This window comes from Methylomonas sp. 2BW1-5-20 (genome assembly GCF_052474515.1).
Genome location: NZ_CP184127.1, coordinates 958,948 through 985,251, shown reverse-complemented (window position 1 = coordinate 985,251; position 26,304 = coordinate 958,948). Strand labels below are relative to the sequence as shown.

Here is a 26,304-nt window from a genome sequence, read left to right as displayed (position 1 = left end):
GTAGAACTACAGAATATTCAACGTTAGCCACTTTAAAATTAGACCCTACGAATTCCTATTGTTTTGAGCACCTCAAATGCTAGCGCTTCGTTTGAGTCGATTACAGAAAGATGCCCCCAAATTTCACTTTGGCTAATGATACTTAACTCGGTGCACGCCAAAACAACTGTTTCTGTCCCGGATTCTATTAATCGACTTATTAGCCTCAGGAGCGACGTGTCCAAGTAAGAGTTTAAGTATGGAGAACATTTGAGATGCGCAATACATTCGTTAAGGAGCTCCTGTTCATCCGCTTGAATCTCAACAGTTGTATGCCCTGCATTTGCAAGTGCTTTTTGATAGATCTGACTTTCAGCGACGTAGCGAGAACCGAGAATAGCCGTATTTACGTGACTAGAAACAGGCAACTGCCGGACAGTTGCCTCAATGATACTTATAACCGGAATGCGGGTTTCCTTACCCCATCGATCGAAAAGGATATGTGCAGTATTGCACGGTACAACAGCGAGAGTTGCGCCTGCGTCGGCAAGTTCGTTGATCGTAGATTTAATAAACGGTGACGGATCGCGCTCACCCAGCTCAAGATGCCTACCTCGACTTGGAATCTTAGTGTTGGCATCAATGATGAGCCGCGGATATTGCCAGTCTTTGGTCGCATGAGTAAGCTCATAAATCTTGCGACAGAAATCCAATGTCGCCCATGGAGCCACACCGACAACACCAATCGCGCCTTCATTTTGCGGCCAGCTGACGTCAATATATTCAGGCAGTATACGAGGCATCAGATTTTATTGAATAGAAAAAGTCGGAGTCTGGTTTCAGGGTATTTGTTTAACGGATGGCCCTCCGCGAACATATTCTCATCCTGAATCAATTTGAATCCTGCTGAATTAAATAGCTGGAGATATTCTTCCCGCGTCCGATAAGTGGCCGAGTAATCCGCTTGCAAATGTTCCGAGAATTTGTTGTTAATTTCATATCGACTAACAATGCTCGATCCATCCCGTACAAGAATAATAGAATTCTCATCCATGAATTTCTTAAGGTTGGAAACCAGCATTTCTGCCTGATCGTCATTTAGATATACGAAAAGCCCCGAAATGAATATTACATCGTATTTCTCGGTGGTTTCGAACTTTTCAGCAGGAGATACCACAAACTCTATATTTGGAAAATCTCGGCGTACCGCCTCATTCCGCCCTATTTCCGCGAGATTCTCAGAGAACTCCACTGCGGTAATTTTTCGTGCTTGTCGCTCAGCAAATCGAAATGTCCATTGCCCAACACCGGCACCGAGATCAAGTACGCTTTTGTTGCACAGGTTAGGGAGCCAAGCGAATACTTTACTATTTTCATCACGGATCTTAATTTCAAGATTCTCGGGGTTTTGTTCCAGGTTGGCGATGCTCTCGAATGCAACTGATTGAAAGGTACGGGACCTGCTATCCCAGAATTTTTTAACTTTAATTGGGTCAAGCATATAGGCCTCGAATGAATTAATTCGGATTGGTTTGAAAATATTGCCAAACAGGCTCATTGGAATAAAGTGTGGAACCACCTGTATCGATTTCCATCACACGGCTGTCACATAAAAAATCCAGATTGAATTCAGTAAATTCGTTAACCGCCTTGTTTGGAATCGGCAGGAGGCGCACGCCTAGGGGCTTTTTCAGTCTGACAGCCAGCGCAGCAGTATCAAGAATAACAGCCGCAATATCTTCGTGGAATGTCGTTCCGGGAATAGGAATCATGTCAAGGCCACATCCACATAATGTGGAGTATGCACTGAGCGAGTTAATGGTTATCTTCCGGCAGTTATTTGCCTGGGCAAGATAGTCATCTTCCAGGATCGAATACATGACGCCATTAAAACCCGTCACTAGAGCTTGGCTGCGTGCGATTGCAGACCGGATTGCATCAGTGAGTAAACTGGTCAGAAATAAAGTACCGTGACTGCCTGCGGGAGAAGCGCCCAGATTATCCAGCAATCGACCGATTGAGGTTTTGCCGTTGGGAAATGGCGCAAGCGCAGCATCAAGTCCAGCATATTCGACTCCGGAGACTATTGCCAGATGATTACCGAAATCGTCTATCTCTTGCAAACGCTGCTGAAGCGCAGACACAAAAGTCTCTGAAAACTCTTTCAGCCCAATTTTTCTTTTTTTTACCAACTCGGAAATATCAAGAGCTATATCCGTTGTTTCGAGGGCGAAACTGAAGCGAAAACGATCCCCCTCGTGACGAGAAAATGGGAAGAATGGGGCATTCGGTGGGCAGTTACAGGATACACCTACCCGGAAATTGTCGAATCCGTTATTACTCTTTCGAGACACATTCAGCATGAGTTTTGCAACTTCTGTTGCCGCGCTAATACCGATTTTTTGCTCATCCGCCACCATAAGATTTAGGAACATTTTGCGTTCCCGGATAAGCGACTCAAATGCCATGTTTAGTCGTGATTTGAACTGACTTCCACTCAAAAGATCGACAGGTAGACAAAACCAACGTACCCCACATTTATCAGCAATCCGACTGATCGACGCAAGTTGGGAGGGTAAGGCATGAACTTGGTCTTCATGCTCTTCACGTAGTGGAGGGAGTGTAATCCTGGCAGTTCTTGCTGGCCATTGTCGTTCCGCTATCAATAACTTCGTTGTTTCTTGATAGCTATGTATGGTTTCCTCAACTTCACGAATTGATGCGGTAGTAATAGGAACCCCGAGAGTAATTGCGCGAATCATTGCCTTATTGTCTTGTGGATCAGGCGAAGGTAATCCGCCGGGGTGTTGATTTCTTCAAAGGCGTGCGAACCAAGAAGTTGTGAGTGAATTGGTGCATGGTGACATGGCAATATTTGTCCAGCGAAAAGATTGCCATGGCGAATACAAAGCCTGCGCCATTCTTGAAGAGTTTTTGGTTCACTAATTTTGAACAGCCCGATCGCTTCTGGGTGCTCAATATTCCTGATCGGCCCTTGGTAGGTTTCGCAGATTAGACCGCTGGTGTTTGTCACGCAGTGTATAGCTGTCAATGATCTATTTTCCCGGTTTTCCGTCAGCGCGAGGTTTTCAGGAGCAGCATCCAACATCGAAATAAGTGACTTCGAGAAAAAAATATCCCCTGATACCACGTAGGTTGGTTCTTCCGTCAGAGCCAGCCCCAGACTCATGGCATTGTTTGTCAGTGCCCAATCGGGATTTATTACGAAGTTCAACCGCGGATATGACTCCATTATCTGGATAGCGCGAAATCCGACAACCACTGTAATATCTTTTCCTTCAAATGCCTCAAGAGCATGATCGAGAATCGTTTTTCCAGTTTCCGGATGCCGAACCAACACCTTATTCACGCCATCAAGTTGAAAGCCTTGACCAGCCGCAAGAATGATAGCCTTGTTAACAGGCATATCCCAATTCCTTCAACGCGAAACTGCAAACAGGCAAGGGCTCGGTGAAGTTATGCTTTACGGTTTTGTAAGGGTATATATCGCCCTTGAGCGCTTGTTCAGTTACCTTAACCCAATCGAACTGGTGTTTAGGGCGCAATGTCTTCAATGGCACATGCGCATAGTTATAACGAACGACTGGAACCTGTTTCAAACCCAGCCGCAACGCGGCCTCCATCCGATGCTGCCCGTCCAGTACCAAGTTATACTCCAGATCAAGCGCCAATGGTTTTGACCAGATCCCTTCTGCGAGGATTTTCTTACATAACCAGTCTACACGGCGATTACTGTATCCCTCGATGTGCTTGAGGAGTATGGTTTCACAAAATTCGATTTTCATGATGTTACTTCGGGAAATAGTTTCGAATACTCAAGACAAGCAGGCGCGTAATCGGAGATAGTGTTAAATGAACGTACGTATAGATCTGCTAAGTCTACTGCAATACATGGTAAATCTTTTGCATGTCTAATCCAAGGCATCATGTAGTACTGCGCACAGCTTTCCCGGATCGCTGTTTTCCTGTGACGACGATCGGAATTCACTTGATCAGGTGAAACACTCAGAATTCCAACCATCTTATGCCATCCCTCGTAAGCTTTGTCATACTCAGGCACATAAGCTATATGATCTACGGCATGATTGGCTGCCGACACATGCACGATTCCCCCAGTCAAACTGGTATTGTAACGACCACTGGTGACCCAAAAACTGTTTTGGGTCTTTTCCGCGCCATGAATAACCTGCCAGGCTGAAGGCTCGAGAAGGATATCGGTTTCAATAATGGTGTAGCCAAGCTCTGGTTTTTTCAATGCGTCAACACCAATATCCGTAGACAGAATATTTACGTCCTCAACATAATTTGTATTGTGGACGATTTTTATTCTGCCCGTCGGGTAGTGATTTTTCACATGTGCTTCCAGGCTTTCGGCTGAATAGCCGGCTACAACAACAACTTCCCTGTCTGTCTCTGTCAGCAGATTTGGCAGAATGGTGTCGATAATCGTCTTGTTGCCTATAGGCAATAGACATTTGGGTATGCCTTCGGTGAGTGGGCGAAGGCGATTTCCTTGGCCTGCTGCAAGAAGAATTGCAGATCTTTGATTGAACATAATTTTGAGTATATCAGTTCGGAATATCGTTAATTCAGAAATCGAACCGATGTGTTCGGTACATGGTTTGAATTATGGTGTATAGAAAGCTATTGTAGGTTCGCTCTGGGTAAAAGCCATGATTAGATGTGGGCATATCTTCTTATCACCGAATCCCACTTCTTCTTAGAGCACTGTCTTAACAGTCAAACTGCAGAACAAATAATTTATTGACCCACTGTCTTTCAATGCTCTCCTTGATCAGAATTTCTTCCCTAAGCGCAAAGCCGCGACGCTCAAACAGTCTGCGATAGTCATCGATGACTCTGTATTTTGCGACATATCCGTTTTGATCTTTAGCGTTCTGTTCGTTAGCAGTCGAAAGCGTATCAATCAGGAGCAGATAAGCGCCCTGCCGGCATAGAGGCCTTAACTTATCGAGAAAGAAAACAAACTTTATATCGTCGATAATGCAGCTTGTTACTCCCATGCAAGCGACTAGGTCGTACTTTGCAAAGGGTGCGATTGCCTCCAGTTCCTGCACTGAAAAAGTGACATTAGTCGCGCCACAAGTACTAGCGGCTTCTCTGGCTTTGTCAATGAGTGCCGACGATATGTCGTAGGCAAGAATCTCCTTGGCAAATTTAGCCAGCTGAAAAGTGAATTTTCCATCACCGCAACCTATGTCGATAGCTTTTTCAATAGGCGGTAATCGCAGCAAAAACTGCTGCAGGATAGCTTCTTTAGCCTCGTAATAATCGGAAGGCGCTAGATAAGTGTTAGTAGAATTCTTCCAGTATGTCTCGGAGTCATTTTGTAATGAAGCCCTTTGTTTGTTAAGCCGCGGAAACCAAGTATCTCCAGCCGTTATTGATGAATAAATACTTTGGGCAATCTTCTCGCCTACGTTTACATCAAGACCCGAGAGGAATTCCGGCACTATTGCTTCACGCTCAGACTTTTTCGGATCCTGCCCATTAAAGACCATCTCGATAAAATACTTGATATCGTCGGAAGTTGAGGCCTTGTAAAGAAAGTTTACTAGTTCTCCGTCGTCGTTCATTCCCAGGCCATCGGGAAGATTGAGATAGAGTAATGGTTTTCCGGTTGGCAGGTATTCGAGTAAAAAAGACCCTACGTCAGTCATAAGTCCATCGGATACCGAAAATGCAGCATGATAATCCGGACTTTCGTCAAGTTCGACATTCGAACTCTCTTTGATAGCCTGCCTGAATTTCCGTTCACCTTCAGCATCCCAAACCCCGTGTTGCAGCATCGCTTTGAAAAAAAGCGGATGAGGTCTTAACAGAAGGAACAAATCTTGACGTTGAGTGAACTCAGAAAAAATATACTCACTATACCGACGATATGTAGACCAGGCGGGGACATCCGATACTGAAAAATGCGGCGTCCAGAGAATCACCTTACGTCCAGCGATTTTTCCAGCTATTTCATTAGACGGAGGTAATTCTGATTTGGCATTCACAGCATCAAATTTTGGATGGCCGGTGACTACAACATGACTATTACCGGCGTGGCAATATTTGCCGTACATTTTTTTATGGCGTTCAGAACGGGCAAATATTTTCCAGGCAGTTCTATGAAGCGCGGAATCAAACTGGGCGGTAATGTTCCATGCTCCTCCCCCCACTTCTAAACCATATGGAATATAGGCAACTCTTATTCCTTTTTCAGCAAGACACTCCGATCTCAAGTGCTCCGGCCGGGTTTCATCATAAGGATTCTGAAGAAACATTAAATGGGGCCGGTATGTATCAATATTGAAATAATCAACTGTACAAAACGGTATATTTGCATCGATAAAGCACGCTCGCATCTCGTCCAACGTCACGGCTGTCGAAGAAAATGGATGTATAAACGGTGACAAAACAATTTTTACAACAAAACGTGGATCCTTATCCATCGCCTGCCAAACACTTCGCCAACTGGGCCAGATTGATGGATGTTGAGCGACAAATACCACTCTGACAGACTCGCCCGGCTCTAAACTTTGTCGATCAAGGTATTTTTCTGCTGCTGAATCAACTGCAGCCTCTCCCGACATCATAGATGCCGTGAGAACATCAATTTTATTATGCATGACATCCAATCTTGCCTGATAAGCATCTAGCCCAAGCAATTTTCTTCGAATTGAACGCAAACCGGTAAATATCGATTTCATTTGTGAGCACTCGTGGAACAGAAACTAAGATTCAGATCAAATACGCAATTTATTTCTAAAGTATCGAAGATAGAAAACACCTGCAACCGAAACAACTTCCACCCCGCATTAACACACATAAGTTACCTTATGAATTCTTTTATCAGCCATAACACCACCGCCATCAAATACAAGCAATTAAGATAAGCCTTTTAAACTATTTTTCAAAATTTATTCTTTCCTTCTCAATAACCAAGGGCATGTTGCGTATTTGGGTGTGAATCGATCCTATATACTCACCGAGCAAACCAATAAAGAAAGCTTGAATAGCTCCAAAAAAGAATACCCCAATTAACAGAGGAGCAGTACCTAGCTGAAATGAATCCCAATATAACAACTTTGCTATAAAAAAGGAAAAGGCAACCAATAAGCTAAATAGTGCAAGCAGAAATCCGCTTATGGTCATAAGACGTAATGGAACTTTTGAATGATTAGTGATACCTAGCATTGCAATATCATACAAAGTATAAAAATTGTTTTTGGTAACACCGCCCTTCCGCCTGGGCTGTTTAAATGGAACCGTCGCTATGGGAAATCCTATTTCGCATAACAACCCTCTAAAGTACGGATAAGGATCTTGAATACTGCGTAGAATATCGACAACTGCTCGATCAAACAGGCCAGCCCCAGTTGCGTTTTGCACCAATGGCACATCGGATATCCTGGCCAATAGGCGGTAGTAGGCTTTTCTCAAGCCAAACATCGCCGATGATTCTTCACTTTCCGGCTTGACTGCTAATACCGTCTTGTATCCTTGCTCCCATTTATTGATAAATTCAGCGATCATTTCAGGTGGATCTTGTAGATCGGAGGCAATCAATATGCAGGCATCGCCGCTGGACTGTTGTATGCCATAGTACGGAGACCTGATATGTCCAAAATTTCGCACATTGACGATTAATTTTATGCGTTTATTCTGCTGCGCGATTTCTTTTATTTTTTCTACTGTTCCGTCGGTTGAACAATTGTCTATACAAATATGTTCATACTCGTAAGGCTGTGCAGCCATAACCGTAGCGACACGCTGACAAAGCTCTTCAATATTATCAATTTCGTTGTAACAAGGAGTGACTATACTAATAAGCTTATCGTTTTTCGTCATTTTTAAATACCCAGTAATTCATCAAAAACCAACTAAGAAGCACACTCAGTGGTATACATAAAGCCTGCCCAATATAAGGGTTGATTTGTAAGTTATTAATTAATAATTTCAGAGCAGTCGCATTTATGCAATATACCAACCCATATGCCGCAATAAACTTAGCAAATGTATGCGCCCCACTTTTTGACTTAAAAACCAATCGCCCAATGCTAAAATAGTTAAAAATCACGCCCACAATGGTTGCCATAAGAAGCGCGCCTAAATACGGCATGTTAAATAAAATTAAGAGCGCATAAATTGCGTAGCCAAAAACCGTATTAATTAATCCCACACCTAAGAAGCGAGCTATTAGTTTTATTCTGCCGCTGTTTGATCTTATTTGGCGACCCGCCGGCTTATCTCTTCGGCCTGATTTAGGCCGCCGATCCGTGCGTTTCTTACGTTTACACTTTGGTTTAGAACGCATTTTCATCCACTACTGCTTTCGAGCACCGAGTAATATTTGTTTTTCAATCAGAATATCCTCAAGGGACAACACCGAGCCAATATCTGCAACGCAGATGTTCAACCGAAAGTGAGGCGGGCTCTTTGCCGCATTAATGCCGGCAGTTGTCTCGGTTATTTCAAAAACTAAACCAAATTTGTCTTGCATGATTAACCACGGCTTCGATATGACAATCGGCGCTAGACTGTAGCAATGGAGCTTAGCAGCGGTAAAGGATTGACAAAGCAAGGTGCCGACCATCCAATAGAAACTGGAGGGACGCGGAAAGCACATGGAAATATCTTGTGTGCGACTGAAATAATTGAACACGCGAATATTGATGATAACTAACTCAGGACACCGGCAATGCCGATATTTTGCGAGACGGTAAATTTAGTCTAGATCCACTGCCGAAAAGCAAGCAAAGACCAGCGGTGCGCGCGTAACGCAAATTAAGTGGCAAACCATAAACGTGCAAGTTAATGTCAAACATTGATCCACCACCCGCCATTGTCTGCGCCGGTTTGCCCCCTTCAAAATTGATGACTACATCGAATTCTTGCTTCGCAAACCCGTAAGCTGGCTTTACCGAAAAATACCGCGACAACCGCCCAAAAGCTATCAAGAGTTTTGCGACTTCACCGGAACGGTGAACGACAACAGCTCTGACGATTCGATTGGTTATACCGAAAATAGCTATTCGAATCATCATTAATACATTGTCCAGCCCTTCAACTAGGAAAGGTGCTCATTCAGTTTCGACGATCCAAAACCCCAGTAGGGTCTACTTTCCGTCGGCACGGACAACAATAAAGTAAATGAAAACAAGCTATACATTTTAATAAAGAAAAAATAGCGCACTTCAAAGTGTGAAAACGCAATGATGACACAATGCGCGGCCACCAATCCCAACGACACCCCAAGCCACGCAGGCGCGCCATTAGTGTCTCGAACTCTCCAAAGGGACCACAACATGCCAACAAAACAGACCAATAAGGCACCTTTTAGCAATACATCCACTAAGTCCGGCTGAGCGTTGGGAACCGTAAGAGAAGTTGTAGGTGCAAACCAATATCTTGGCAGCAATTTCACCTTTCCTTTGATCCATTCATATGGATGCCCTAGGAAGATCCTCCAATAAACACTACTGCTTGTTTCGCCGCAATGCTCCGGAGCAATATGGCAAGCCATATTTATGCCTCCCTGAGCCAAAAATCCGCCGCCTTTTTCCTGTAAAGCAATATCCGTAGAAAGACTTGCTTCAATTATTAAAGGACCAGTATAAACCCACCTTAAATCATGTCCTTGATTTAAATGATATATCCGCCACGGCAGCATAAAAAGTTGCGCGACAAGCAACGCAATCAATAAAAGTCTTGATGCCTGCGACCAATTGTCCACACCCTGTTTTTTGCGAAGCGATGACACTATTGCCAAAGCAATTGAAACGAACAGCATCACATTCAGAAAAAACTCGAATTGCGATCTAGCATAAGCGGCAAACGCGAAAAACATCCCGGCCAATATGGCTGCTTTTAAGGTTGTACGCACCAATAACAAGACCGCCCAAAAGAAACACGCTATGGATAACCATTCACCAAACATCAGTCCCAAAGGGCTGATTAAAAAGACACGCGCCTCTGCAAAGCAAAAAATTAACAGTGGTATCAACCAAGCCCATTGCCCAAATGAGCTAACTAAAATACGGCGCATTTCCATCATGATAGCCGCAAAAAGTCCGGCGCTTATCACGAGCAATAGCAACGGCATGGGCGCGTTACTGCCAAACAACGTTAATAATAACGCTTCAAGCAAAACAAACCCTGGCGGCCATAGATTGAATATCCAGCTGGTATTTTGGGTAACCCAGCCTTGGGAACTCACATCCATGGCTGCCGACGCAAACGAGTTTGGATCGCCATAATGGGTTTCCCTTGCCGCTTCAAGCAAGCTGTGCCCCCAAACATCTAAAGAGGTAATTGTCTGGAACACAGCGATAACCAGCAACGCCAGGAAATAACATGCCCATACAAACCAACAACAATTAATTGCACCCAAGCCTACTTGGCCAGTCTCGGTAGTTCCTACCTCGCTCATTTTTTTTAATCCAAAAAGGGGGTTAAGCATAAGATTTGTCAATTTATGAAAGGCAATCATTCCCACCCTTACAAGCCCACCACGGGATAAACAGGGTGAGATATTAATAAACGCCGAGTGGTCACTAATGGGCAGCCTCATTGCTTGCCAAGGATATCGCGATGGTCCGGGCCGCAAATTCAACCTCATCAACCGTCATTGCCGGCGAAATTGGTAAACTCAACACTTCATTCGCCAACATTTGCGCTACCGGTAAGGCGAGCTCTCGAAACCCGACATAGCACGCTTGTTGATGTGGCGGAATTGGATAGTGGATAATAGTCGACACCCCTTGCTGTTCGAGCTTGGTCTTTAATGCATCCCGTTGTTTGCTGCGAATGACGTAAAGATGCCATACCGGTTCGGCGTAATCAGGAACCTGGGGCAAGTCAATATCCGTGCCCGCCAAGAGCTTCGAATAACGGTCTGCGACATCTCTGCGGCGGCCGTTCCATTCATCCAGCAAAGCCAGTTTTACGCGGAGGAAAGCTGCCTGCATTTCGTCTAAACGGCTGTTATAACCAGCAATATCATGGCGATATTTGATTTTTGAACCGTAATTGCGGAGTTGTCTTACCTTGTTAGCAACAGCGTCGTCATCGGTAAGTACCGCACCGCCGTCACCAAGCGCTCCCAGATTTTTACCGGGGTAAAAGCTGGTACCCGCAGCGTCGCCAAGCGATCCGACACGCCGCCCTTTATAACGAGCGCCTTGTGCCTGAGCGGCATCTTCGATAACGATAAGTCCATGCCTGGCGGCAATTTCATTGATCGGATCCATGTCGGCAGGCTGACCATACAAGTGTACCGGCATGATAACCCGTGTGCGGCTCGTCACAGCTGCTGCGATCAACGCCGGATTAATGTTATGGGAATCAATATCAGGCTCTACCGGGACCGGAGTGGCTCCACACTGAGTTACCGCCAACCAGGTAGCGATAAAGGTGTTTGATGGCACAATGACTTCATCGCCGGGTCCGACGCCGTAGGCCTGCAACAACAGATGCAAAGCTTCCAATCCGTTACCAACCCCAATGCAGTGCTTGACTTCACAGTATTGTGCAAATTCAGCTTCGAAAGCTTCCAATTCGGGACCCATGATAAACCAACCGGAATCCATCACACGGCTATAAGCAGCATCAAGTTGTTCACGAATAGAACGATGTAATCTTTCCAGATCAAGAAACGGTACTTGCATTATTGGGCTACTCTTTTGGCGTCGTTAGTAAATTCGTTATAGTCGCGATAATAATCTAGTTCGTCATAGTAGTTAGAAGCCAGAACCATACATACCGCTCCCGATGAGAAATTATCGATTTCTCGCCAAATCATTGGGCACACGTAAAGGCCATAATAACTGCGGTTCATATGTACGGTCTTCTTCGAATATCCGTCATCAAGATGAATATCAAACGAACCCGACATCGCAATGATTAGTTGATGGAGTGCTTTGTGCGCATGGCCTCCACGCTCTGCGCCGCCTGGAACATCGTATAGATAATAGACCCGACTGATGTCGAACGGTATGTGGCGGTTTGCTTCAACAAATGTCAAGTTACCCCGAGGGTCGTTAATTCTTGGTAAATCAATAATTCTGCAATCTTCTATCATTGCTGCTCTCCGTTATTTAATGCCCAATGTTCCGTTATCGAGGCCGGATAGCCACGCGAGAAGTGACTCGTCCATGGATAGGCCGGTCTGCCGGAACCATCACGCAACTTAATGGAACCAGTACTGCCAATAATGCGAGCGGGGACACCTGCCACAATCATATTCGGCGGCACGTCCTTGGTGACGCACGCTTGGGCCGCCACCAAGGAATGACGCCCGATAGTTACCCCTGGCAACACAACCGATGCCGCTGCGACACTGGCATAATCCTCGACGGTACAACCAATCAACACATTACTTGGTGGAGTTGGGTCGTTAGTCAGCACTACACGGGGCAATATCCACACAAAGTTGCCGATAGTGGTCATTTTTCCGACAAAGACATTCGACTGAAACCTGACATAGTCGCCCACCTTGCTGTCTCCTTGAATTTCAGTAAATGTGCCTATCTGAAAACTCAATCCTGCTATTGTTTTTTCTCTGACAATCACGTGATGACCAGTAATCAGACCCGGCCCGAATGAACTGGACTCATAAAACACCGACTGCGATCGAATTAAAGAATCATCGCCAATAATCAGTGGCGTTCCGTCGCCCAAGGGAGTGGATATTCCCATTTCACAGTAGGCTCCGACCTTTACTCTATCGCCAAGAACAACATTGTCATGGATGATAGAAAATGGGCCTATTTCAACGCCATCCCCAAGTTTTGCCGCAGGTGATACATAAGCAGAAGGATGAATGCCTTTCATTCTGTTTGCCATGCCTTTAATAGTTGATAAATATTATTGCTGTCGATAAAAAAGTCTCCATGGATACCCAACTCCTGCTTTTCAACTATCTCTCCGAGTACGTACGACACATTCACTTGTAACGGCGAAAGCATATTTAACCAATATCTGTAAATCATATTTTCGTGTTTCGCCATAAGCACGCCCAAGTTAGTCCCCAAGTTGCAGAAAATGGTATTGGATAATGCGGCACCCGTAGATGAAATAATTTCCTTGGCATTTCTGAATAATTGAATTTGCTGTAAAAACGTTAGCTTTTCCGGCTCAACAATTACATAACCCTGGTGAATTAATAGCTCTTCTAATTCTATTGTATTCGTGATTTGTCTTGTGCCGGAATTGCGCCGCAGATATATTTTTTCCGGCCAAGCCTGATCAGGTAGCTTTTCCATAAAGCCGGAAACTTGCATTCGAATGACCTCGAATGCCCCCGGATTAAATTTGCCATGCGAATGCCCGGCTAACTTAGTGTTACGCCGTTCGAACGGTACGTAACCGGCAACCGATGTGAGATAAAGCTCCTCGATATGAATTGCCCTACCGATGGGTAAGGTGATGATTGTCCGCTCTCCTCCCGCCACCAGGAACAAGGACTCCATAATGTTTTTGTGAAGTCCTTCATTTACGACAATAGGAACGTCCTCGAATTTTTTCTCACGACAAAATGCGGCAATTCGCGGCAACACCTCCGTCAACCAATGAGCATAATTCACTGCACAGGCATCTACAAAAACCGCAGCGACAGGAAGAAACTCAGGGAAGTCGTCGTGTAACAGCCAGCGAATTCTGCCTTTTTCCGGATCAATCAGATTGCGGCCGTGAAGCTCTTCACTAGTGTAATCCCGTTGGAAATCGTAAAGATCATGACAAATGACCTCATCCCCCATCAAAACGAGATTAGTACCGCCATAAATTGTCCCTTTACTGATCTTCGCCACAAAGACGGGCGGTAATGAGTAATGTTCTTGAGGCGAAACTAAGTAGCTTTCGTCGCTAAGCGGGAAAACTTTGGGCGCCGGCGTTTTAACCAGTTCGGCAGCTACCAATTCGACGGTCGGAATATCCCTTGTTTTCGCAAACACACTCAATTTGACCAACTTACGCCAGCGCCACACCCGTCTATTTAGCGGATGTGCAGCAAGCAGCTTAACGTAAAGCTGATAGCCATTGCGCCAAGTCCAAATGACTAACGTACGAACGATGGGGTGGGACTTGAGATAGCTAGAATAGAACTTACCCAATCCGGTCGCTTTGAGTCGGGCAAGAACATCACGCGTATTATCCTTACGCTGTTCGATCTCCCAAACTTTTGGCGCTACAACGTTTGACACGGTCAAAATTGTGTCTTCGGTTACCGACCTGAACGCTAAGGGATGAGGAAATTTATCGATCGCCTCAGACGCGGCTTGATTGGACTGCGGAAGAACGGTCATGACGGCAACCGCTCCCGAAGCTCTACATAAAAACACAATATGCTGATATCGAACGGCATTTTGCAGTTAGTTACAGTCTATTAAGGGAAATCATATTACTAAGCGCCTTTTCGGCCGGCCAAATAGCGCTCGACGATTTCTTCCGGAGCCCCATCCGCCAATAATTTGCCGTGATCCAACCAAATCACTCGATTGCAGAGGGACCTGATCAACAAGTGATCGTGGGAGACCATTATCATAATATTTGCCTTGTTAATCAGGTCGTGCATGCGTGCCTTGGCCTTGGTCATAAACGTCACGTCGCCACCGGCAAATACTTCATCCAACACCAAAATATCGGGATGCATTGCTGTTGCCAGCGAGAACGCCAGTCGCATATACATACCAGTGGAATAATACTTAACCGGGGTGTCAATAAATTCTTCCAATTCGGCAAAAGCGATAACTTCAGGCTCGATTTCTTTTAATTGCTGCTTACTGTAGCCAAGAATGGAACCATTCAGATAAATATTCTCGCGCCCAGTGAATTCCGGGTGAAAGCCCGCCCCAATTTCCAATAGCGGCGCAATACGCCCGTTGACTAAAACCTTACCATACGCGGATTCATAGACTCGACATAGGGCTTTTAGTAAAGTACTTTTGCCAGCGCCGTTGTGACCGACGATACCAACCCGGTCGCCGGCTTTGATTTCAAAGGAAACATCTTTGACCGCCCAGAAGTCCGAATAGGCGACCGGCCCATTCCGTCTGAACAGATTGGCAAAATAATCTTTTAACGATGGCGACCTGTCATGGTAAATACGAAATTTGATCGACAGGTTTTCAACACTGATGCTCGACATATTGCTCACAGTCTAAAAACGATTTTTTTCTCTTGCGACCGAAAAACGCATAATCCGCCGACCATGGCCGAGAAGGAAATCACAAGTGCTTGCATCATAACATCGGTACTGGGCAGCACAGCGTGATAAAGCGGTTCACGAAAAAGTTCGATAAACGGCACGACAGGATTCAAGGCTACCAACCAGCCAACCTTGCCCGCCAATGCGTCGTGCCTATATAGAATCGGCGTTAAAAAGAACAATCCTTGCATTACTATTAAAATGACATGCTGTAGATCGCGAAAAAACACAGTCGCGATTGACATGATCAAGCCAATCCCAAACGTAAAAAAAAATAATAACAAGAAGGATACGGGTATAAATAATACCGCCCAGGATAGGGAGCCTCCGATGACGAGTATAATCGCGAATAAAGCCAAGAATGAAAGCATACTATCTATCAACAGTGCAAAAGTAATACTCAATGGAAAAATCGCCTTGGGCAAATATATCTTTTTGATTAACCCTTCGTTATTGATCAAGGAGGAACCGGATTGAGTAACCACCGAATTGAAAAAATTCCACGGAATCATCCCTGCAAACAAAAAAACTGCAAAGCTTTTTAAATCTGTTTTGAATAGCGTTGCGAATACCAAAGCCATCACGGACATCATCAACAGCGGGTTAATTAGCGTCCATAAATAACCGAGCGTGGTACGACGGTATCGCAATATCAATTGCTGGAAAACTAGCTGTAACAGAACGTTTCTATTTGCTATTACTTCTGTAAAAAAAACGGCCAAGCCTTTAATCATAAAAAAACCTGCGCATCCGAAAGATTAAATCCGTCCTTATCTTTCGCCGATATTGTGGGTTTATCTGAAAACGGCCAACTGATATTAATTTGGTGATCGTCCCATTTGATGCAGCGTTCAAACTCTGGAGAGTAGTACTCAGTAGTTTTGTATAAAAACTCAGATGTTTCCGTTAACGACACAAACCCATGGGCAAACCCCTCAGGAATCCACATTTGCCGTTTATTTTCCGCAGATAGTATTTCGCCTACCCAATTGCCAAACGTCGGCGAACTTTTCCGAATATCGACGGCCACATCGAATACCTCTCCTTGCACCACACGCACCAATTTGCCTTGCGCCTTGGGCGGTAGTTGGTAATGTAAGCCACGCAAAACCCCTTTTTGCGACTTCGAATGATTGTCCTGCACAAAATTAACTTTTAAACCGGTTAGTTCCTGAAATACCCGTTCATTAAAACTTTCGAAGAAAAAACCGCGTTCGTCGCCAAACACCTTGGGCGTAAACAAAACAACGTCCGGAATGGATAATCTAGTAGCCTGCATTGATTTACCTAATGATTGACGGACAAACTCAACCATTACCTATTAACGAAGATTCGGATGAACAGTCGTTTGGTTTTGGTTGAATCGTTAGAGATTCTCGAGAATATTCCAGAATTCGCGCAGCCACTTTATAAAGTACTGGCGTCTTGGCATTTCGGACTCTTATAAATAGATCGACATTAGCGCCTTTCGCCTGGCGGCTATGCAATCGGGAACCAAACAAGTACACAGCAGCATCAGTTTTTGCTAAGCAGTATATTGTTTTAACGGTTAACTGGGTTCGCTCCTTACTTAAACGCATCTTTGCTATAACTTGCCCCAAATGTATTAAGGAATTCTCTAAAAATGCCCTCCTCAACTGTCTCTCAATTAGGGACGGAGATTTTTAGTGTTATATGGAATCCCCTTTAAGCATTTAGGCTTAAAAAACCTGTTTATTCAACAACGCAAGAAGATATTGTCCATAGCCGTTTTTCGCCAACGGTTTCGCCAGTTTTTCGATTTGCTCGTCGCCAATCCAATTACTACGCCAAGCAATTTCTTCCGGACAAGCGATTTTCAAGCCTTGGCGAGTTTCGATGGTTTCAATGAAATTGCTGGCTTCAATTAAACTGGCGTGAGTGCCGGTATCCAACCACGCATAACCGCGCCCCATAATTTCCACGCTCAGTTGTTGCCGGTCCAGATAAACTCTATTCACATCGGTGATTTCCAACTCTCCGCGCGGCGACGGTTTTAAATTAGCAGCAATATCCACGACTTGATTATCGTAAAAATACAAGCCGGTCACCGCATAATTGCTTTTCGGCTGTAGCGGCTTTTCTTCCAAGGATGTCGCTCTGCCCTGCCCGTCGAAACTGACAACGCCGTAACGCTCTGGATCCTGCACATGGTAAGCGAACACAGTAGCACCGGATTGTTGCGCGGTGGCGTTTCTGAGCTGCACATGTAGATCATGACCGTAAAAAATATTATCGCCCAACACCAAGGCGCTTGGCCGCTCGCCGATAAAATCCTTACCTATAATAAAAGCCTGCGCCAGTCCGTCGGGACTAGGCTGCACTGCATATTGTAAGTTGATCCCCCAATCGCTGCCGTCGCCCAGCAAATGCTGAAACAGCGGTGTATCTTGCGGCGTGGAAATAATCAAAATGTCGCGGATTCCGGCCAGCAATAAAGTACTGAGCGGATAATAAATCATCGGTTTATCGTAAATCGGCAGCAATTGCTTGGACACCGCTTTGGTCACCGGATAAAGCCGAGTGCCGGAGCCTCCTGCCAGGATTATGCCTTTGCGCTGGTTCATCCTCGCGTTCCGTATAGTTCTGACAGCATTCGTTCGACACCCAGTTGCCAATCGGGCAGCTGTAAATCGAACACGGTTTTCAATTTTTCGGTATCCAAACGGGAGTTTAACGGCCGACGCGCCGGAGTTTGGTAGGCGCTAGTGGGAATGGCCGCGACCGCCTGCTTGTCTGTTTTTAGCTCTATGCCGGCCTGTCTAGCGAAATCAAAGACGAAATGAGCATAGTCGTACCAACTGGTTTCGCCACCGGCAGTCAGATGATAAATACCTGATACCTCCGGTGATTTCAGTGCCGTTCGAATCGAATGCGCTGTGATATCCGCCAGCAATTCTGCTCCGGTAGGCGTGCCGATCTGGTCGTTAATGACCGATAACTGCTGACGCTCTTGCGCCAGCCGCAGCATGGTCTTTGCAAAATTATTACCTCTGGCGGCGTACACCCAACTGGTACGGAAAATCAAATACCGGCTCGTGCCGGCTTGGATGGCCTGTTCGCCGGCCAGTTTGGTTTGACCGTAAACACTCAGCGGACCAACCGGATCGTCTTCCCGCCAGGGTTTATCCCCGCTGCCGTCGAATACGTAATCGGTGGAATAATGTACCAGCCAAGCCCCGCAACGTTTGGCTTCTTCAGCCAGAGCGGCGGGCGCCAAAGCATTCACAGTATTTGCCAGTTCGGTCTCGGTCTCCGCTCTATCAACGGCCGTATAGGCAGCGGCGTTAACGATGACATCCGGCCCCACCGCGCGGACAGTTTCGGCAATTCCGCTTGGATTGCTTAAGTCGCCGCAATAATCTTGATCGAATCTATCAAGCGCGATCAACTCACCCAAGGGTGCCAAGCTCCGTTGCAATTCCCAACCAAGCTGACCATTTTTACCGAAGAGTAAAACCTTCATGCAATTACCCGCAACTCGCGGCCGAGCGCGGCAAACAGGCGCCGGATACATATATCATGCAGTACGCCCCGCATAGTTTTTATCCAGCCAGGACTGGTAGTCTCCGGACAATACGTTGCCGACCCACACTTGGTTATCCAAATACCATTGTACGGTTTTGCGAATACCGGTCTCGAAAGTTTCCGCCGGTTTCCAACCGAGCTCACGTTCCAACTTGCCGGCATCGATGGCATAACGCCGGTCGTGACCCGGCCTATCGGTAACGTAGGTAATCTGCTCGGCATAAGACTTACCGTCCGCGCGTGCTTGTAGTTGGTCGAGGATACCGCACAGGATGTTGACCACGTCCAGATTGGCTTTTTCATTCCAGCCGCCGACGTTATACACCTCGCCGACATTGCCGGCTTCCAGCACTCGGCGAACTGCACTGCAATGATCTTTGACATATAGCCAGTCGCGGATTTGTTGACCGTCGCCATAAATCGGCAAGGGCTTACCGGACAAGGCATTTTGGATACAAAGCGGTATCAGCTTTTCCGGAAAATGATACGGGCCGTAATTGTTGGAGCAATTCGTGGTCAGGACCGGCAGGCCATAGGTGTGGTGGTATGCACGCACCAAATGATCGCTGGCGGCCTTGCTGGCCGAATAGGGACTATTGGGCTGATATTGATTGGTTTCCGAGAATGGCGCATCGCTCTTGTCCAAGGAACCATAGACTTCGTCGGTAGACACATGCAATAGACGAAAACTCTGTTTGGCGTGTTGCGCCAAATTGTTCCAATACTGACGCACAGCTTCCAACAAGCGGAAACTTCCCAGGATATTGGTTTGAATAAAATCCTCGGGCCCATGAATGGAGCGATCGACGTGCGATTCAGCCGCAAAATTAATCACAGCCCGAATTTGGTGTTTTTCCAACAAACTCAACACCAAATCGTAATCGCCGATGTCGCCTTTTACGAAGACGTGCCGGGCATCGTCCTGCAGGCTGGCAAGATTCTCCAAATTACCTGCATAGGTCAATTTGTCCAGATTGATCACCGGTTCATCGCTCTGCGCCAGCCAATCCAACACAAAATTGCTACCGATGAATCCGGCCCCGCCTGTTACTAAAATGCTCATGTTTAAAGTATTTTTAATTTCTTATTCGCCCGCCCGGCGAAAAACGCTGAGCTAATTCTTGGACATTGTACCTTAGTACCATCGTTCAGTGTCCAGTCAAACAGCAAATTTCAGGGTAAAAATAGCCTGAACCTAGCCCCCCCCAAACGGCTGCGATTGTCCACCCGCACATAGCCGGCTTTCCCGGCATTTTTATGCAAACGCGCCATCTCCGAGACAAAATACAGACCCAGGCCGGTATTTCCCGAGACCCAATCCAACTCCGCCGGATTGTTTAAATCAGCATCTAAAAAGTAATCGGGGTAACCCTGACCATCGTCTTCGATCGATACGATCAGATAACCGTCCGCTTCGAGCGCCGAAATCAAAACCGCTTTTTTTGTGTAACGCAAAGCGTTATTCAACACTGCGGCCAAGGCATTGCTGACGATGGCGTAATCGCAATAGCAAACCAAATCTTCCGCGCAGTCCAGTTGCAGATCGATATTGTGCAAGCGGGACAAACGCGCCTGCTGATCGAGCGCCTCATTGACGATATCACTAACCGCGCATTCCTCGATCACTAAGCTGAACTTTTGCGAATCGACCTTATACATCACCAACAACTGCATCAGGCTATGATTGATCCGCGCGGCCTCGAACTCCAATTCGTCCAAACTATCGGATTGACCGTTTTGCCTGACCGCCGCTTGCCGAATCAGCTCCAGCAAGGTGCCCAAAGAGTTTTTGATATCGTGAACCGTCGAAGCGAGAATCGTGGGAAACAAGCCGTTGTTGTTAGTGTTCGTCGCCATGATCCTAGGATTTAACCGCTTGAGATTGCCTCAATTTCGCATACTCCACCTGTAAAATCCCCAACTTATGTTGATCGACGCCGATTTGTTTGGCCTTCCTGAATAAGGCCTTGATGCGGTGATTTTTTTCTTCGCAAGACTCGTTCACCTTCAAATCGTGAATCATGATCTTGAGCATGTTCACTATGATGGTTTTATTATCCGGCATGGTAAGAATCGCCCGTTCGAACAAATCCAAAGCCTCCTGGAATTTACCCTGTTTATATAACGCCACGCCCTTATTGTTGGTGGCAATCAAGGATTGTTTGGTTTTCTGAATCAGGATTTCCGAGTGATTATCCATGCCAATACCGCTTTGCATGCGGCGCAGATCGTTTAAAAACTGTTCATCGTCGATATGCGCATGGATCAGATCGTAAAGTATTTCTTCGGCTTTGCCGTGTTGGTCGCTCAAAAAACAGTTTTTGACTACTTCCAACTGCAGATCCCTGGGCACTTTATTGCCCAGGCGCCCGCTTATTTCCAAGGCATTTTGCAAAGCCTTTTGCGACAACTCCTCATTCCCCAGGGTTTTGTACACCTCGGCCTCTACAGTAGAAGCCCGCAACTCCGCCTCGGGATGATTGGCATACTCTTTACGCATTTCTTCCAGTGTTTTTAAGGCTTCGTCGGCGGCATTGGTTTTGGCATACAGCTTCGCAAGCCCGGAAAAATCGCTACAAGAACGATGCACGGAATGCTTGCCCAACTTTACCACCGATTTATAAGCTTTTTCGGCGGTTTCCAGATTGCCGTTTTTATCGGCGGTCTCCGCCAATTTCTTTTGCCTGAGTATCGATTGCGGCGACAATTGCAACGCCTGCTGCAACACGCTCTCGACATCGTTATATTGATCCAGGGCCTCATAAGCCTTGCCTAGCCAATCGTAGCTCTCCATCAGCATCGGATTATCGGCCACCAGACTTTGAAAACCGGCAATCGCTTGTTCGATGTTATTGTTTTGAAAATCGATCACTCCCAAACCTAACCGCGCCCAAGGTAATTCGCGATGCAGCAACACCTCGTGGTAGATTTGTCTGGCTTTCTCGAAATCGCCCGCCGAAATGGCCAACTCGGCCCGAACTTTCAGTAAATGCAGCTGCATTTTCTTGTCCGCCGACAACAGCAATGCATCGCATAACTGAATCGCCTTGGGCAAATCGCCGCCGGCAAGCGCCTTGTCGATACCGGCCATGAATTCCTTGCGGGCAAAATTGCGCGTCAACCGGCTCATCAGCTGCTGCGCATTGAAGGGCTTGGTCAAATACTCGTCGGGCTTGCTGTCCATTACACCCAATACCGCACTGGTCGTTTGCTCGGCGCTGATCAGGATAAATACGCACCGGTAGTCGATCAGCTTGCGGTGCCTCGCTTCCTCCAACACCTGCTGGCCGTTTTTACCCATTCCCAAGTTGTAATCGCATAACACTATATCGAAAGTACTTTTGCTCATCGCATTAATCGCGGCGATACCGTTGTCCGCCTCAACCACGGTATCGGCGCGCAAGTTATACAACATGTCGCGCATGGCTTTACGGAACACGGGATTGTCCTCGACAATCAGAATATTTTTGCCGGTTAAACTGAAATTCATTAGTTGCGGAATGCCATTAAAACAATCAAGAAATCGACTCCAAAAAAATCCGTGGATCAGGTGGGCTTGAAAAACAAAATTACCATCCCCAACTCGCCCGAGTCCACTTTACAACTAAATGAGTATAGACATGACTGTTGAGGCAAACAAACAAACCCTAGGTTTTCAAACCGAAGTAAAGCATTTGCTGCACTTGATGATTCACTCCTTGTACAGCAATAAGGAAATCTTTTTGCGCGAGTTGATCTCCAACGGTTCCGACGCCGCCGACAAGCTGCGCTTCGAAGCCTTGGCCAACGACAGCTTGTACGAAGGCGACAGCGAATTAAAAATCCGCATCGATTTCGACGAAGCCAAAAAGACCATCACCATCAGCGATAACGGTATCGGCATGACCCGCGCCGAGGTGCAAGACCATATCGGCACCATCGCCAAATCAGGCACCAAGCAATTCTTCGAACGCTTGACCGGCGACCAGGCCAAGGACAGCGAACTGATCGGCCAATTCGGCGTCGGCTTTTATTCGGCCTTCATCGTCGCCGATAAAGTCACGCTGATCACTCGTAAAGCCGGCGCGCCGGCCTCCGAAGCGGTACGTTGGGAATCAGCCGGCGAAGGCGATTACACCATCGAGTCGGTCAATAAAGCCACGCGCGGCACCGAAATCGTCCTGCATCTGAAAGAAGGCGAAGAGGAATTTTTAAACAGCTGGAAACTGCGCTCCATCATCAAAAAATTCTCCGACCATATTTCCCTGCCCATCGTGATGAGCAAGGAAATTCCGGCCGAGAAAGACGAGGAAGGCAACGAAACTGCGCCGGCCCGCGTCGAAGACGAAACCGTTAACAGTGCTTCGGCCTTGTGGACGCAATCGAAAGACTCGATTTCCGAAGAAGAATATGCCGAGTTTTACAAACACGTCTCGCATGACTTCCAGGATCCGTTAACCCACGTGCATAGCCGCGTCGAAGGCACCAACGAATATAGCTTGCTGTTGTATGTGCCAAGCCGCGCGCCGTTCGATATGTGGGACCGCGACGCCAAACACGGCGTGAAGTTGTACATCAAAAAAGTCTTCATCACCGACGATGCCGAACAATTGATGCCGCGCTTCCTGCGCTTCGTGCGCGGCGTGATCGATGCTGACAGCTTACCGCTGAACGTCTCCCGCGAGATTTTGCAGCAAAGCAAGCAAATCAGCGCCATCAAAACCGGTGCGGTGAAAAAAGTATTGGGCATGCTGGAAGATCTGGCCGAGAACGACGCCGAGAAGTACCAAAAATTCTGGGAGCAATTCGGTAACGTCATCAAGGAAGGCCCAATCGAAGATCACAAGAACAAAGACCGGGTTGCCAAGTTGTTGCGATTCTCTTCGACTCATACCGACGACAAAACCCAAAACGTTTCGCTGGCGGACTATGTCAGCCGGATGAAGGAAGGTCAGGATAAAATCTATTTCGTCACCGCCGACAGCTTTGCCGCCGCGAAAAACAGCCCGCATCTGGAAATCTTCCGTAAAAAAGGTATCGAGGTGCTGCTGCTGTCCGACCGCATCGACGAATGGCTGGTCTCCAGCCTGACCGACTTTGACGATAAGCATCTGCAATCCATCGCCAAAGGCGAACTGGATCTGGACAAATTCGATACCGAAGAAGAGAAACAGCATCAGGAAGAGATAAACAAGGATTTCGAGTCGGTAATCAAACAGATCCAAGACGTGTTGAAAGACAAAGTCAGCGAAGTGAAAGTCAGCCACCGTCTGACCGACTCCCCTGCCTGTTTGGTCACCGGCGCTTACGACATGAGCTTGAACATGGAGCGGATCATGAAGGAAGCCGGCCAATCCATGAACATGATGGGCATGGGTGGTAGTAAGCCGATTTTCGAGATCAACCCCGAGCACGCCATCGTCAAAGCCTTAAAAAACGAGCAAGACGACGCTCGTTTCGCGGACATCAGCCACATCCTGTTCGACCAAGCCATTCTGAGTGAAGGCGGTCAGCTGGATGATCCGTCGGCTTTCGTCCACAAACTGAACGGTTTGTTGCAAGGACTGTTGGGTTAAAAACTCAACACGCTAAACAAAAGGCCGGGTAACCGGCCTTTTTCGTTCGGCAACGGTTAACTTCAAATCGCGCGAACACCATCCTAACTATCGAACAATATCCGCTTAAACCTACCGCAATTTTTATCTAGTCGATTTTTCTATTTTAAAACTGCCCAGTCCCCGACATAATTGGACGATAGCCTGGTTACAAGGCCTATTAGCCCAATACAGGCAGAGTATGTCGGATGGTAGAATCGCCCCATCTTTTCCTTTCCGATCACGGCTTTCAGGAATGATTGTGAGAATTCGCATCGTCGCGTTATCTCTGCTGCTGTTGGCGAACCTCTGGTTACACACCGGTGCGGCCCAACCACGCATTGCGGTCATCGTGCATCCGGACAGCAGTTTCACCGATATTTCGCCTAAACAGGTCGTCGATATATACATGGGACGCCTGCTAAGCCTACCCAACAACCACATCCCGCTGCCGCTGGATCATCAAGGCGGCTCGCCGCTGCGCGAACGTTTTTACGAAACCCTAACCGAACGACCGCTGGCGCAAATCAATGCCTATTGGGCGCGCTTGATGTTCAGCGGACGCGCCACGCCGCCGCGCATGCTGCCGGACAGCCTCAGTGTATTGCAGGCAGTCTCGCAAAACCGCGATGCGATCGGTTACGTGGAAGACGACAAGGTCACCCCGGCGGTCCGGGTATTGTTTTATATCGAATAGCAAGCAGGAGTTCAGCCGATGAAAACCATCACCACTCTATTTGCCGCCTGCGGACTTCTGGCCGCCTCGGTCGGCGAGGCGGAATGGAATATCGATCTCAGTGACGAAGCGCGGCTGCGCATCAGCGGTTTCGGCACCTTGGGCCTGGCCACCAGCGACCAATCTCACAATGCCTTGACCCGGGACATCGCCGATCAGGAAGGCATCAGCAGCAGTACCCTGCCACTGTCCACCGACAGCCGGCTGGGCATGCAGATCGACGCGATCATCAACTCCCGCTGGTCCGCTACGGTGCAAGCCGTATTGAAAGACCGGCCCGCGCAGACTATCGAAGAAAGCCTGCAATGGGCATTTATCAGCTATCGACCCAACGCCAATTGGCAGATTCGCGCCGGCCGGGTGGGCTTGGACATGGGCTTGGTGTCGGATCAGCGCAATATCGGCTACAGCTATCTCTGGGTACGTCCGCCCATTGAGTTTTACGGCCGCTTACCGCTGTTTCATTTTAACGGCGGCGATGTGACCTACTCTTTCGACTTGGATGAGGTTAATTTCAGTATCAAAGCCTTCGCCGGAGAAGCCTCGCCATTTTATCCCAGCACCCCCAATTACAAGATCCAGATCGCGCCGCTATGGGGCGGCAACGTCAATCTGCGTTGGCGAGACTGGCATGCGCAATTGTCTTACGTCGGCACCCAACTGCAATCCAACCATCCGGGTTTGCAAGAGTTACAAAGCAATATCGAACAACTTCCGGCCTTTATCTATCCTGATGCCGCTAGTCTGAGTAACCGCTACACCTTACGCGGTACCCAAAACCATTTTCTGTCGGCCGGTTTGGCCTACGATGGCGATCCTTGGCGCGCCCAGTTGGAGTTCGGCCGTCTGTTACACGGCAATGGCTTTATTACCGACGTTTATATGGCTTACGCCTCGGTCGGGTACCGGATAGGCTCGATTACTCCCTTTATCGGCTATAGTACACTTTGGCCTTCGAATGGCCGCCCCGCCACGCCAAGTCCGCTTCCGGACCCAGCCCTGCAGGCTGCGGCCGAGCGGCCATTCGCGGAAAGCTATTCCAACCAGGAAACGTTTTCCGTGGGCGGACGTTGGGATTTTTACAACAATCTGGCTCTGAAACTACAATACGATCTGGTACACGTCAGAAACCGCGACGGCATCGGCCTATGGCGTACCGACCAAGCCGGCATACCCCAACCTCAGGAATTCTCGAATATGTTTTCGGCAACACTGGATTTTGTGTTCTAGCTCAG

27 protein-coding genes are annotated in these 26,304 nt (G+C 47.2%); 3 read left to right on the top strand and 24 right to left on the bottom strand.

Translation table 11 applies throughout. From position 1 onward, the window contains the following. Positions 1–38: 38 nt before the first annotated feature. The 24 genes from ACH50O_RS04495 to ACH50O_RS04380 all read right to left on the bottom strand — a co-directional run bounded on the left by ACH50O_RS04495 (position 39) and on the right by ACH50O_RS04380 (position 22,250). Positions 39–782: an aspartate/glutamate racemase family protein gene (locus ACH50O_RS04495; RefSeq protein ID WP_446810843.1), complete on the bottom strand. Its 744-nt coding sequence runs from the start codon at positions 780–782 to the stop codon at positions 39–41. Next, on the bottom strand, positions 782–1,480 hold the full coding sequence (locus ACH50O_RS04490; RefSeq protein WP_446810842.1) for a class I SAM-dependent methyltransferase: 699 nt from the start codon (positions 1,478–1,480) through the stop codon (positions 782–784). The genes ACH50O_RS04495 and ACH50O_RS04490 overlap by 1 nt, the downstream gene beginning before the upstream one ends. A gap of 16 nt (positions 1,481–1,496) precedes the next feature. After that, a complete protein-coding gene (locus ACH50O_RS04485; protein WP_446810841.1) occupies positions 1,497–2,741 on the bottom strand; it encodes a DUF711 family protein in 1,245 nt (414 codons plus the stop codon). Continuing rightward, positions 2,738–3,406 carry a phosphocholine cytidylyltransferase family protein gene (locus ACH50O_RS04480; protein WP_446810840.1) on the bottom strand — a complete coding sequence of 223 codons (669 nt, stop codon included), beginning with the start codon at positions 3,404–3,406 and terminating at the stop codon, positions 2,738–2,740. The genes ACH50O_RS04485 and ACH50O_RS04480 overlap by 4 nt, the downstream gene beginning before the upstream one ends. Continuing rightward, positions 3,396–3,785: a hypothetical protein gene (locus ACH50O_RS04475; RefSeq protein WP_446810839.1), complete on the bottom strand. Its 390-nt coding sequence runs from the start codon at positions 3,783–3,785 to the stop codon at positions 3,396–3,398. Before ACH50O_RS04475 ends, ACH50O_RS04480 begins: the two co-directional genes overlap by 11 nt. Beyond that, positions 3,782–4,555, bottom strand: coding sequence for a sugar phosphate nucleotidyltransferase (locus tag ACH50O_RS04470; protein ID WP_446810838.1), 774 nt, complete (start codon positions 4,553–4,555; stop codon positions 3,782–3,784). The genes ACH50O_RS04475 and ACH50O_RS04470 overlap by 4 nt, the downstream gene beginning before the upstream one ends. Before the next feature lie 178 nt (positions 4,556–4,733). Then, a complete protein-coding gene (locus ACH50O_RS04465) occupies positions 4,734–6,716 on the bottom strand; it encodes a methyltransferase domain-containing protein (RefSeq protein ID WP_446810837.1) in 1,983 nt (660 codons plus the stop codon). Positions 6,717–6,912: 196 nt separating this feature from the next. After that, the gene (locus ACH50O_RS04460; protein WP_446810836.1) at positions 6,913–7,857 is read right to left on the bottom strand and encodes a glycosyltransferase; all 945 of its coding nucleotides are present in this window, start codon (positions 7,855–7,857) and stop codon (positions 6,913–6,915) included. Then, a complete protein-coding gene (locus ACH50O_RS04455) occupies positions 7,841–8,329 on the bottom strand; it encodes a GtrA family protein (RefSeq protein ID WP_446810835.1) in 489 nt (162 codons plus the stop codon). Before ACH50O_RS04455 ends, ACH50O_RS04460 begins: the two co-directional genes overlap by 17 nt. Positions 8,330–8,332: 3 nt before the next feature. Then, positions 8,333–8,509 carry a hypothetical protein gene (locus tag ACH50O_RS04450; RefSeq protein WP_446810834.1) on the bottom strand — a complete coding sequence of 59 codons (177 nt, stop codon included), beginning with the start codon at positions 8,507–8,509 and terminating at the stop codon, positions 8,333–8,335. A 184-nt stretch (positions 8,510–8,693) separates the two neighbouring features. Continuing rightward, complete coding sequence (locus ACH50O_RS04445) at positions 8,694–9,053, bottom strand: hypothetical protein (protein ID WP_446810833.1); 360 nt, start codon at positions 9,051–9,053, stop codon at positions 8,694–8,696. Between the two features lie 23 nt (positions 9,054–9,076). Next, positions 9,077–10,498, bottom strand: coding sequence for a hypothetical protein (locus tag ACH50O_RS04440; RefSeq protein ID WP_446810832.1), 1,422 nt, complete (start codon positions 10,496–10,498; stop codon positions 9,077–9,079). 64 nt (positions 10,499–10,562) lie between these two features. Next, positions 10,563–11,675 (bottom strand): DegT/DnrJ/EryC1/StrS family aminotransferase, encoded by a 1,113-nt coding sequence (locus ACH50O_RS04435; RefSeq protein ID WP_446810831.1) that lies wholly within the window; start codon positions 11,673–11,675, stop codon positions 10,563–10,565. After that, a complete protein-coding gene (locus ACH50O_RS04430) occupies positions 11,675–12,088 on the bottom strand; it encodes a sugar 3,4-ketoisomerase (RefSeq protein ID WP_446810830.1) in 414 nt (137 codons plus the stop codon). The genes ACH50O_RS04435 and ACH50O_RS04430 overlap by 1 nt, the downstream gene beginning before the upstream one ends. Further along, a complete protein-coding gene (locus ACH50O_RS04425; RefSeq protein WP_446810829.1) occupies positions 12,085–12,840 on the bottom strand; it encodes a hypothetical protein in 756 nt (251 codons plus the stop codon). The genes ACH50O_RS04430 and ACH50O_RS04425 overlap by 4 nt, the downstream gene beginning before the upstream one ends. Continuing rightward, a complete protein-coding gene (locus ACH50O_RS04420) occupies positions 12,837–14,312 on the bottom strand; it encodes a glycosyltransferase family 61 protein (protein ID WP_446810828.1) in 1,476 nt (491 codons plus the stop codon). The genes ACH50O_RS04425 and ACH50O_RS04420 overlap by 4 nt, the downstream gene beginning before the upstream one ends. 98 nt (positions 14,313–14,410) lie before the next feature. Next, positions 14,411–15,154: an ABC transporter ATP-binding protein gene (locus ACH50O_RS04415; RefSeq protein WP_446810827.1), complete on the bottom strand. Its 744-nt coding sequence runs from the start codon at positions 15,152–15,154 to the stop codon at positions 14,411–14,413. Between the two features lie 5 nt (positions 15,155–15,159). Next, positions 15,160–15,948 carry an ABC transporter permease gene (locus tag ACH50O_RS04410; RefSeq protein WP_446810826.1) on the bottom strand — a complete coding sequence of 263 codons (789 nt, stop codon included), beginning with the start codon at positions 15,946–15,948 and terminating at the stop codon, positions 15,160–15,162. Further along, positions 15,945–16,493 (bottom strand): dTDP-4-dehydrorhamnose 3,5-epimerase, encoded by a 549-nt coding sequence (gene rfbC / locus ACH50O_RS04405; RefSeq protein WP_446812111.1) that lies wholly within the window; start codon positions 16,491–16,493, stop codon positions 15,945–15,947. The genes ACH50O_RS04410 and rfbC overlap by 4 nt, the downstream gene beginning before the upstream one ends. Positions 16,494–16,914: 421 nt before the next feature. After that, on the bottom strand, positions 16,915–17,799 hold the full coding sequence (rfbA, locus tag ACH50O_RS04400) for a glucose-1-phosphate thymidylyltransferase RfbA (protein ID WP_446810825.1): 885 nt from the start codon (positions 17,797–17,799) through the stop codon (positions 16,915–16,917). Then, the gene (gene rfbD, locus ACH50O_RS04395) at positions 17,796–18,698 is read right to left on the bottom strand and encodes a dTDP-4-dehydrorhamnose reductase (RefSeq protein ID WP_446810824.1); all 903 of its coding nucleotides are present in this window, start codon (positions 18,696–18,698) and stop codon (positions 17,796–17,798) included. Before rfbD ends, rfbA begins: the two co-directional genes overlap by 4 nt. A 54-nt stretch (positions 18,699–18,752) precedes the next feature. Then, on the bottom strand, positions 18,753–19,823 hold the full coding sequence (gene rfbB / locus ACH50O_RS04390; protein ID WP_446810823.1) for a dTDP-glucose 4,6-dehydratase: 1,071 nt from the start codon (positions 19,821–19,823) through the stop codon (positions 18,753–18,755). Between the two features lie 110 nt (positions 19,824–19,933). Next, positions 19,934–20,617 (bottom strand): sensor histidine kinase, encoded by a 684-nt coding sequence (locus tag ACH50O_RS04385; protein WP_446810822.1) that lies wholly within the window; start codon positions 20,615–20,617, stop codon positions 19,934–19,936. 4 nt (positions 20,618–20,621) lie between these two features. Next, the gene (locus ACH50O_RS04380; RefSeq protein ID WP_446810821.1) at positions 20,622–22,250 is read right to left on the bottom strand and encodes a tetratricopeptide repeat protein; all 1,629 of its coding nucleotides are present in this window, start codon (positions 22,248–22,250) and stop codon (positions 20,622–20,624) included. A 130-nt stretch (positions 22,251–22,380) separates the two neighbouring features. On the opposite strand from ACH50O_RS04380, the gene htpG reads away from it, so the two are divergent. The 3 genes from htpG (at position 22,381) to ACH50O_RS04365 (ending at position 26,299) form a co-directional block, all read left to right on the top strand. Then, on the top strand, positions 22,381–24,315 hold the full coding sequence (htpG, locus tag ACH50O_RS04375; RefSeq protein WP_446810820.1) for a molecular chaperone HtpG: 1,935 nt from the start codon (positions 22,381–22,383) through the stop codon (positions 24,313–24,315). Between the two features lie 274 nt (positions 24,316–24,589). Next, positions 24,590–25,030, top strand: coding sequence for a hypothetical protein (locus tag ACH50O_RS04370; protein ID WP_446810819.1), 441 nt, complete (start codon positions 24,590–24,592; stop codon positions 25,028–25,030). 18 nt (positions 25,031–25,048) lie between these two features. Further along, positions 25,049–26,299 carry a hypothetical protein gene (locus tag ACH50O_RS04365; protein WP_446810818.1) on the top strand — a complete coding sequence of 417 codons (1,251 nt, stop codon included), beginning with the start codon at positions 25,049–25,051 and terminating at the stop codon, positions 26,297–26,299. Positions 26,300–26,304 lie beyond the last annotated feature (5 nt).

What these genes read in the sequence shown, in the direction of transcription:
- ACH50O_RS04495 (WP_446810843.1), bottom strand. Translation starts at nt 782, where the DNA reads ATGCCTCGTATACTGCCTGAATATATTGACGTCAGCTGGCCGCAAAAT.
- ACH50O_RS04490 (WP_446810842.1), bottom strand. Translation starts at nt 1,480, where the DNA reads ATGCTTGACCCAATTAAAGTTAAAAAATTCTGGGATAGCAGGTCCCGT.
- ACH50O_RS04485 (WP_446810841.1), bottom strand. Translation starts at nt 2,741, where the DNA reads ATGATTCGCGCAATTACTCTCGGGGTTCCTATTACTACCGCATCAATT.
- ACH50O_RS04480 (WP_446810840.1), bottom strand. Translation starts at nt 3,406, where the DNA reads ATGCCTGTTAACAAGGCTATCATTCTTGCGGCTGGTCAAGGCTTTCAA.
- ACH50O_RS04475 (WP_446810839.1), bottom strand. Translation starts at nt 3,785, where the DNA reads ATGAAAATCGAATTTTGTGAAACCATACTCCTCAAGCACATCGAGGGA.
- ACH50O_RS04470 (WP_446810838.1), bottom strand. Translation starts at nt 4,555, where the DNA reads ATGTTCAATCAAAGATCTGCAATTCTTCTTGCAGCAGGCCAAGGAAAT.
- ACH50O_RS04465 (WP_446810837.1), bottom strand. Translation starts at nt 6,716, where the DNA reads ATGAAATCGATATTTACCGGTTTGCGTTCAATTCGAAGAAAATTGCTT.
- ACH50O_RS04460 (WP_446810836.1), bottom strand. Translation starts at nt 7,857, where the DNA reads ATGACGAAAAACGATAAGCTTATTAGTATAGTCACTCCTTGTTACAAC.
- ACH50O_RS04455 (WP_446810835.1), bottom strand. Translation starts at nt 8,329, where the DNA reads ATGAAAATGCGTTCTAAACCAAAGTGTAAACGTAAGAAACGCACGGAT.
- ACH50O_RS04450 (WP_446810834.1), bottom strand. Translation starts at nt 8,509, where the DNA reads ATGCAAGACAAATTTGGTTTAGTTTTTGAAATAACCGAGACAACTGCC.
- ACH50O_RS04445 (WP_446810833.1), bottom strand. Translation starts at nt 9,053, where the DNA reads ATGATGATTCGAATAGCTATTTTCGGTATAACCAATCGAATCGTCAGA.
- ACH50O_RS04440 (WP_446810832.1), bottom strand. Translation starts at nt 10,498, where the DNA reads ATGATTGCCTTTCATAAATTGACAAATCTTATGCTTAACCCCCTTTTT.
- ACH50O_RS04435 (WP_446810831.1), bottom strand. Translation starts at nt 11,675, where the DNA reads ATGCAAGTACCGTTTCTTGATCTGGAAAGATTACATCGTTCTATTCGT.
- ACH50O_RS04430 (WP_446810830.1), bottom strand. Translation starts at nt 12,088, where the DNA reads ATGATAGAAGATTGCAGAATTATTGATTTACCAAGAATTAACGACCCT.
- ACH50O_RS04425 (WP_446810829.1), bottom strand. Translation starts at nt 12,840, where the DNA reads ATGAAAGGCATTCATCCTTCTGCTTATGTATCACCTGCGGCAAAACTT.
- ACH50O_RS04420 (WP_446810828.1), bottom strand. Translation starts at nt 14,312, where the DNA reads ATGACCGTTCTTCCGCAGTCCAATCAAGCCGCGTCTGAGGCGATCGAT.
- ACH50O_RS04415 (WP_446810827.1), bottom strand. Translation starts at nt 15,154, where the DNA reads ATGTCGAGCATCAGTGTTGAAAACCTGTCGATCAAATTTCGTATTTAC.
- ACH50O_RS04410 (WP_446810826.1), bottom strand. Translation starts at nt 15,948, where the DNA reads ATGATTAAAGGCTTGGCCGTTTTTTTTACAGAAGTAATAGCAAATAGA.
- rfbC (WP_446812111.1), bottom strand. Translation starts at nt 16,493, where the DNA reads ATGCAGGCTACTAGATTATCCATTCCGGACGTTGTTTTGTTTACGCCC.
- rfbA (WP_446810825.1), bottom strand. Translation starts at nt 17,799, where the DNA reads ATGAACCAGCGCAAAGGCATAATCCTGGCAGGAGGCTCCGGCACTCGG.
- rfbD (WP_446810824.1), bottom strand. Translation starts at nt 18,698, where the DNA reads ATGAAGGTTTTACTCTTCGGTAAAAATGGTCAGCTTGGTTGGGAATTG.
- rfbB (WP_446810823.1), bottom strand. Translation starts at nt 19,823, where the DNA reads ATGAGCATTTTAGTAACAGGCGGGGCCGGATTCATCGGTAGCAATTTT.
- ACH50O_RS04385 (WP_446810822.1), bottom strand. Translation starts at nt 20,617, where the DNA reads ATGGCGACGAACACTAACAACAACGGCTTGTTTCCCACGATTCTCGCT.
- ACH50O_RS04380 (WP_446810821.1), bottom strand. Translation starts at nt 22,250, where the DNA reads ATGAATTTCAGTTTAACCGGCAAAAATATTCTGATTGTCGAGGACAAT.
- htpG (WP_446810820.1), top strand. Translation starts at nt 22,381, where the DNA reads ATGACTGTTGAGGCAAACAAACAAACCCTAGGTTTTCAAACCGAAGTA.
- ACH50O_RS04370 (WP_446810819.1), top strand. Translation starts at nt 24,590, where the DNA reads ATGATTGTGAGAATTCGCATCGTCGCGTTATCTCTGCTGCTGTTGGCG.
- ACH50O_RS04365 (WP_446810818.1), top strand. Translation starts at nt 25,049, where the DNA reads ATGAAAACCATCACCACTCTATTTGCCGCCTGCGGACTTCTGGCCGCC.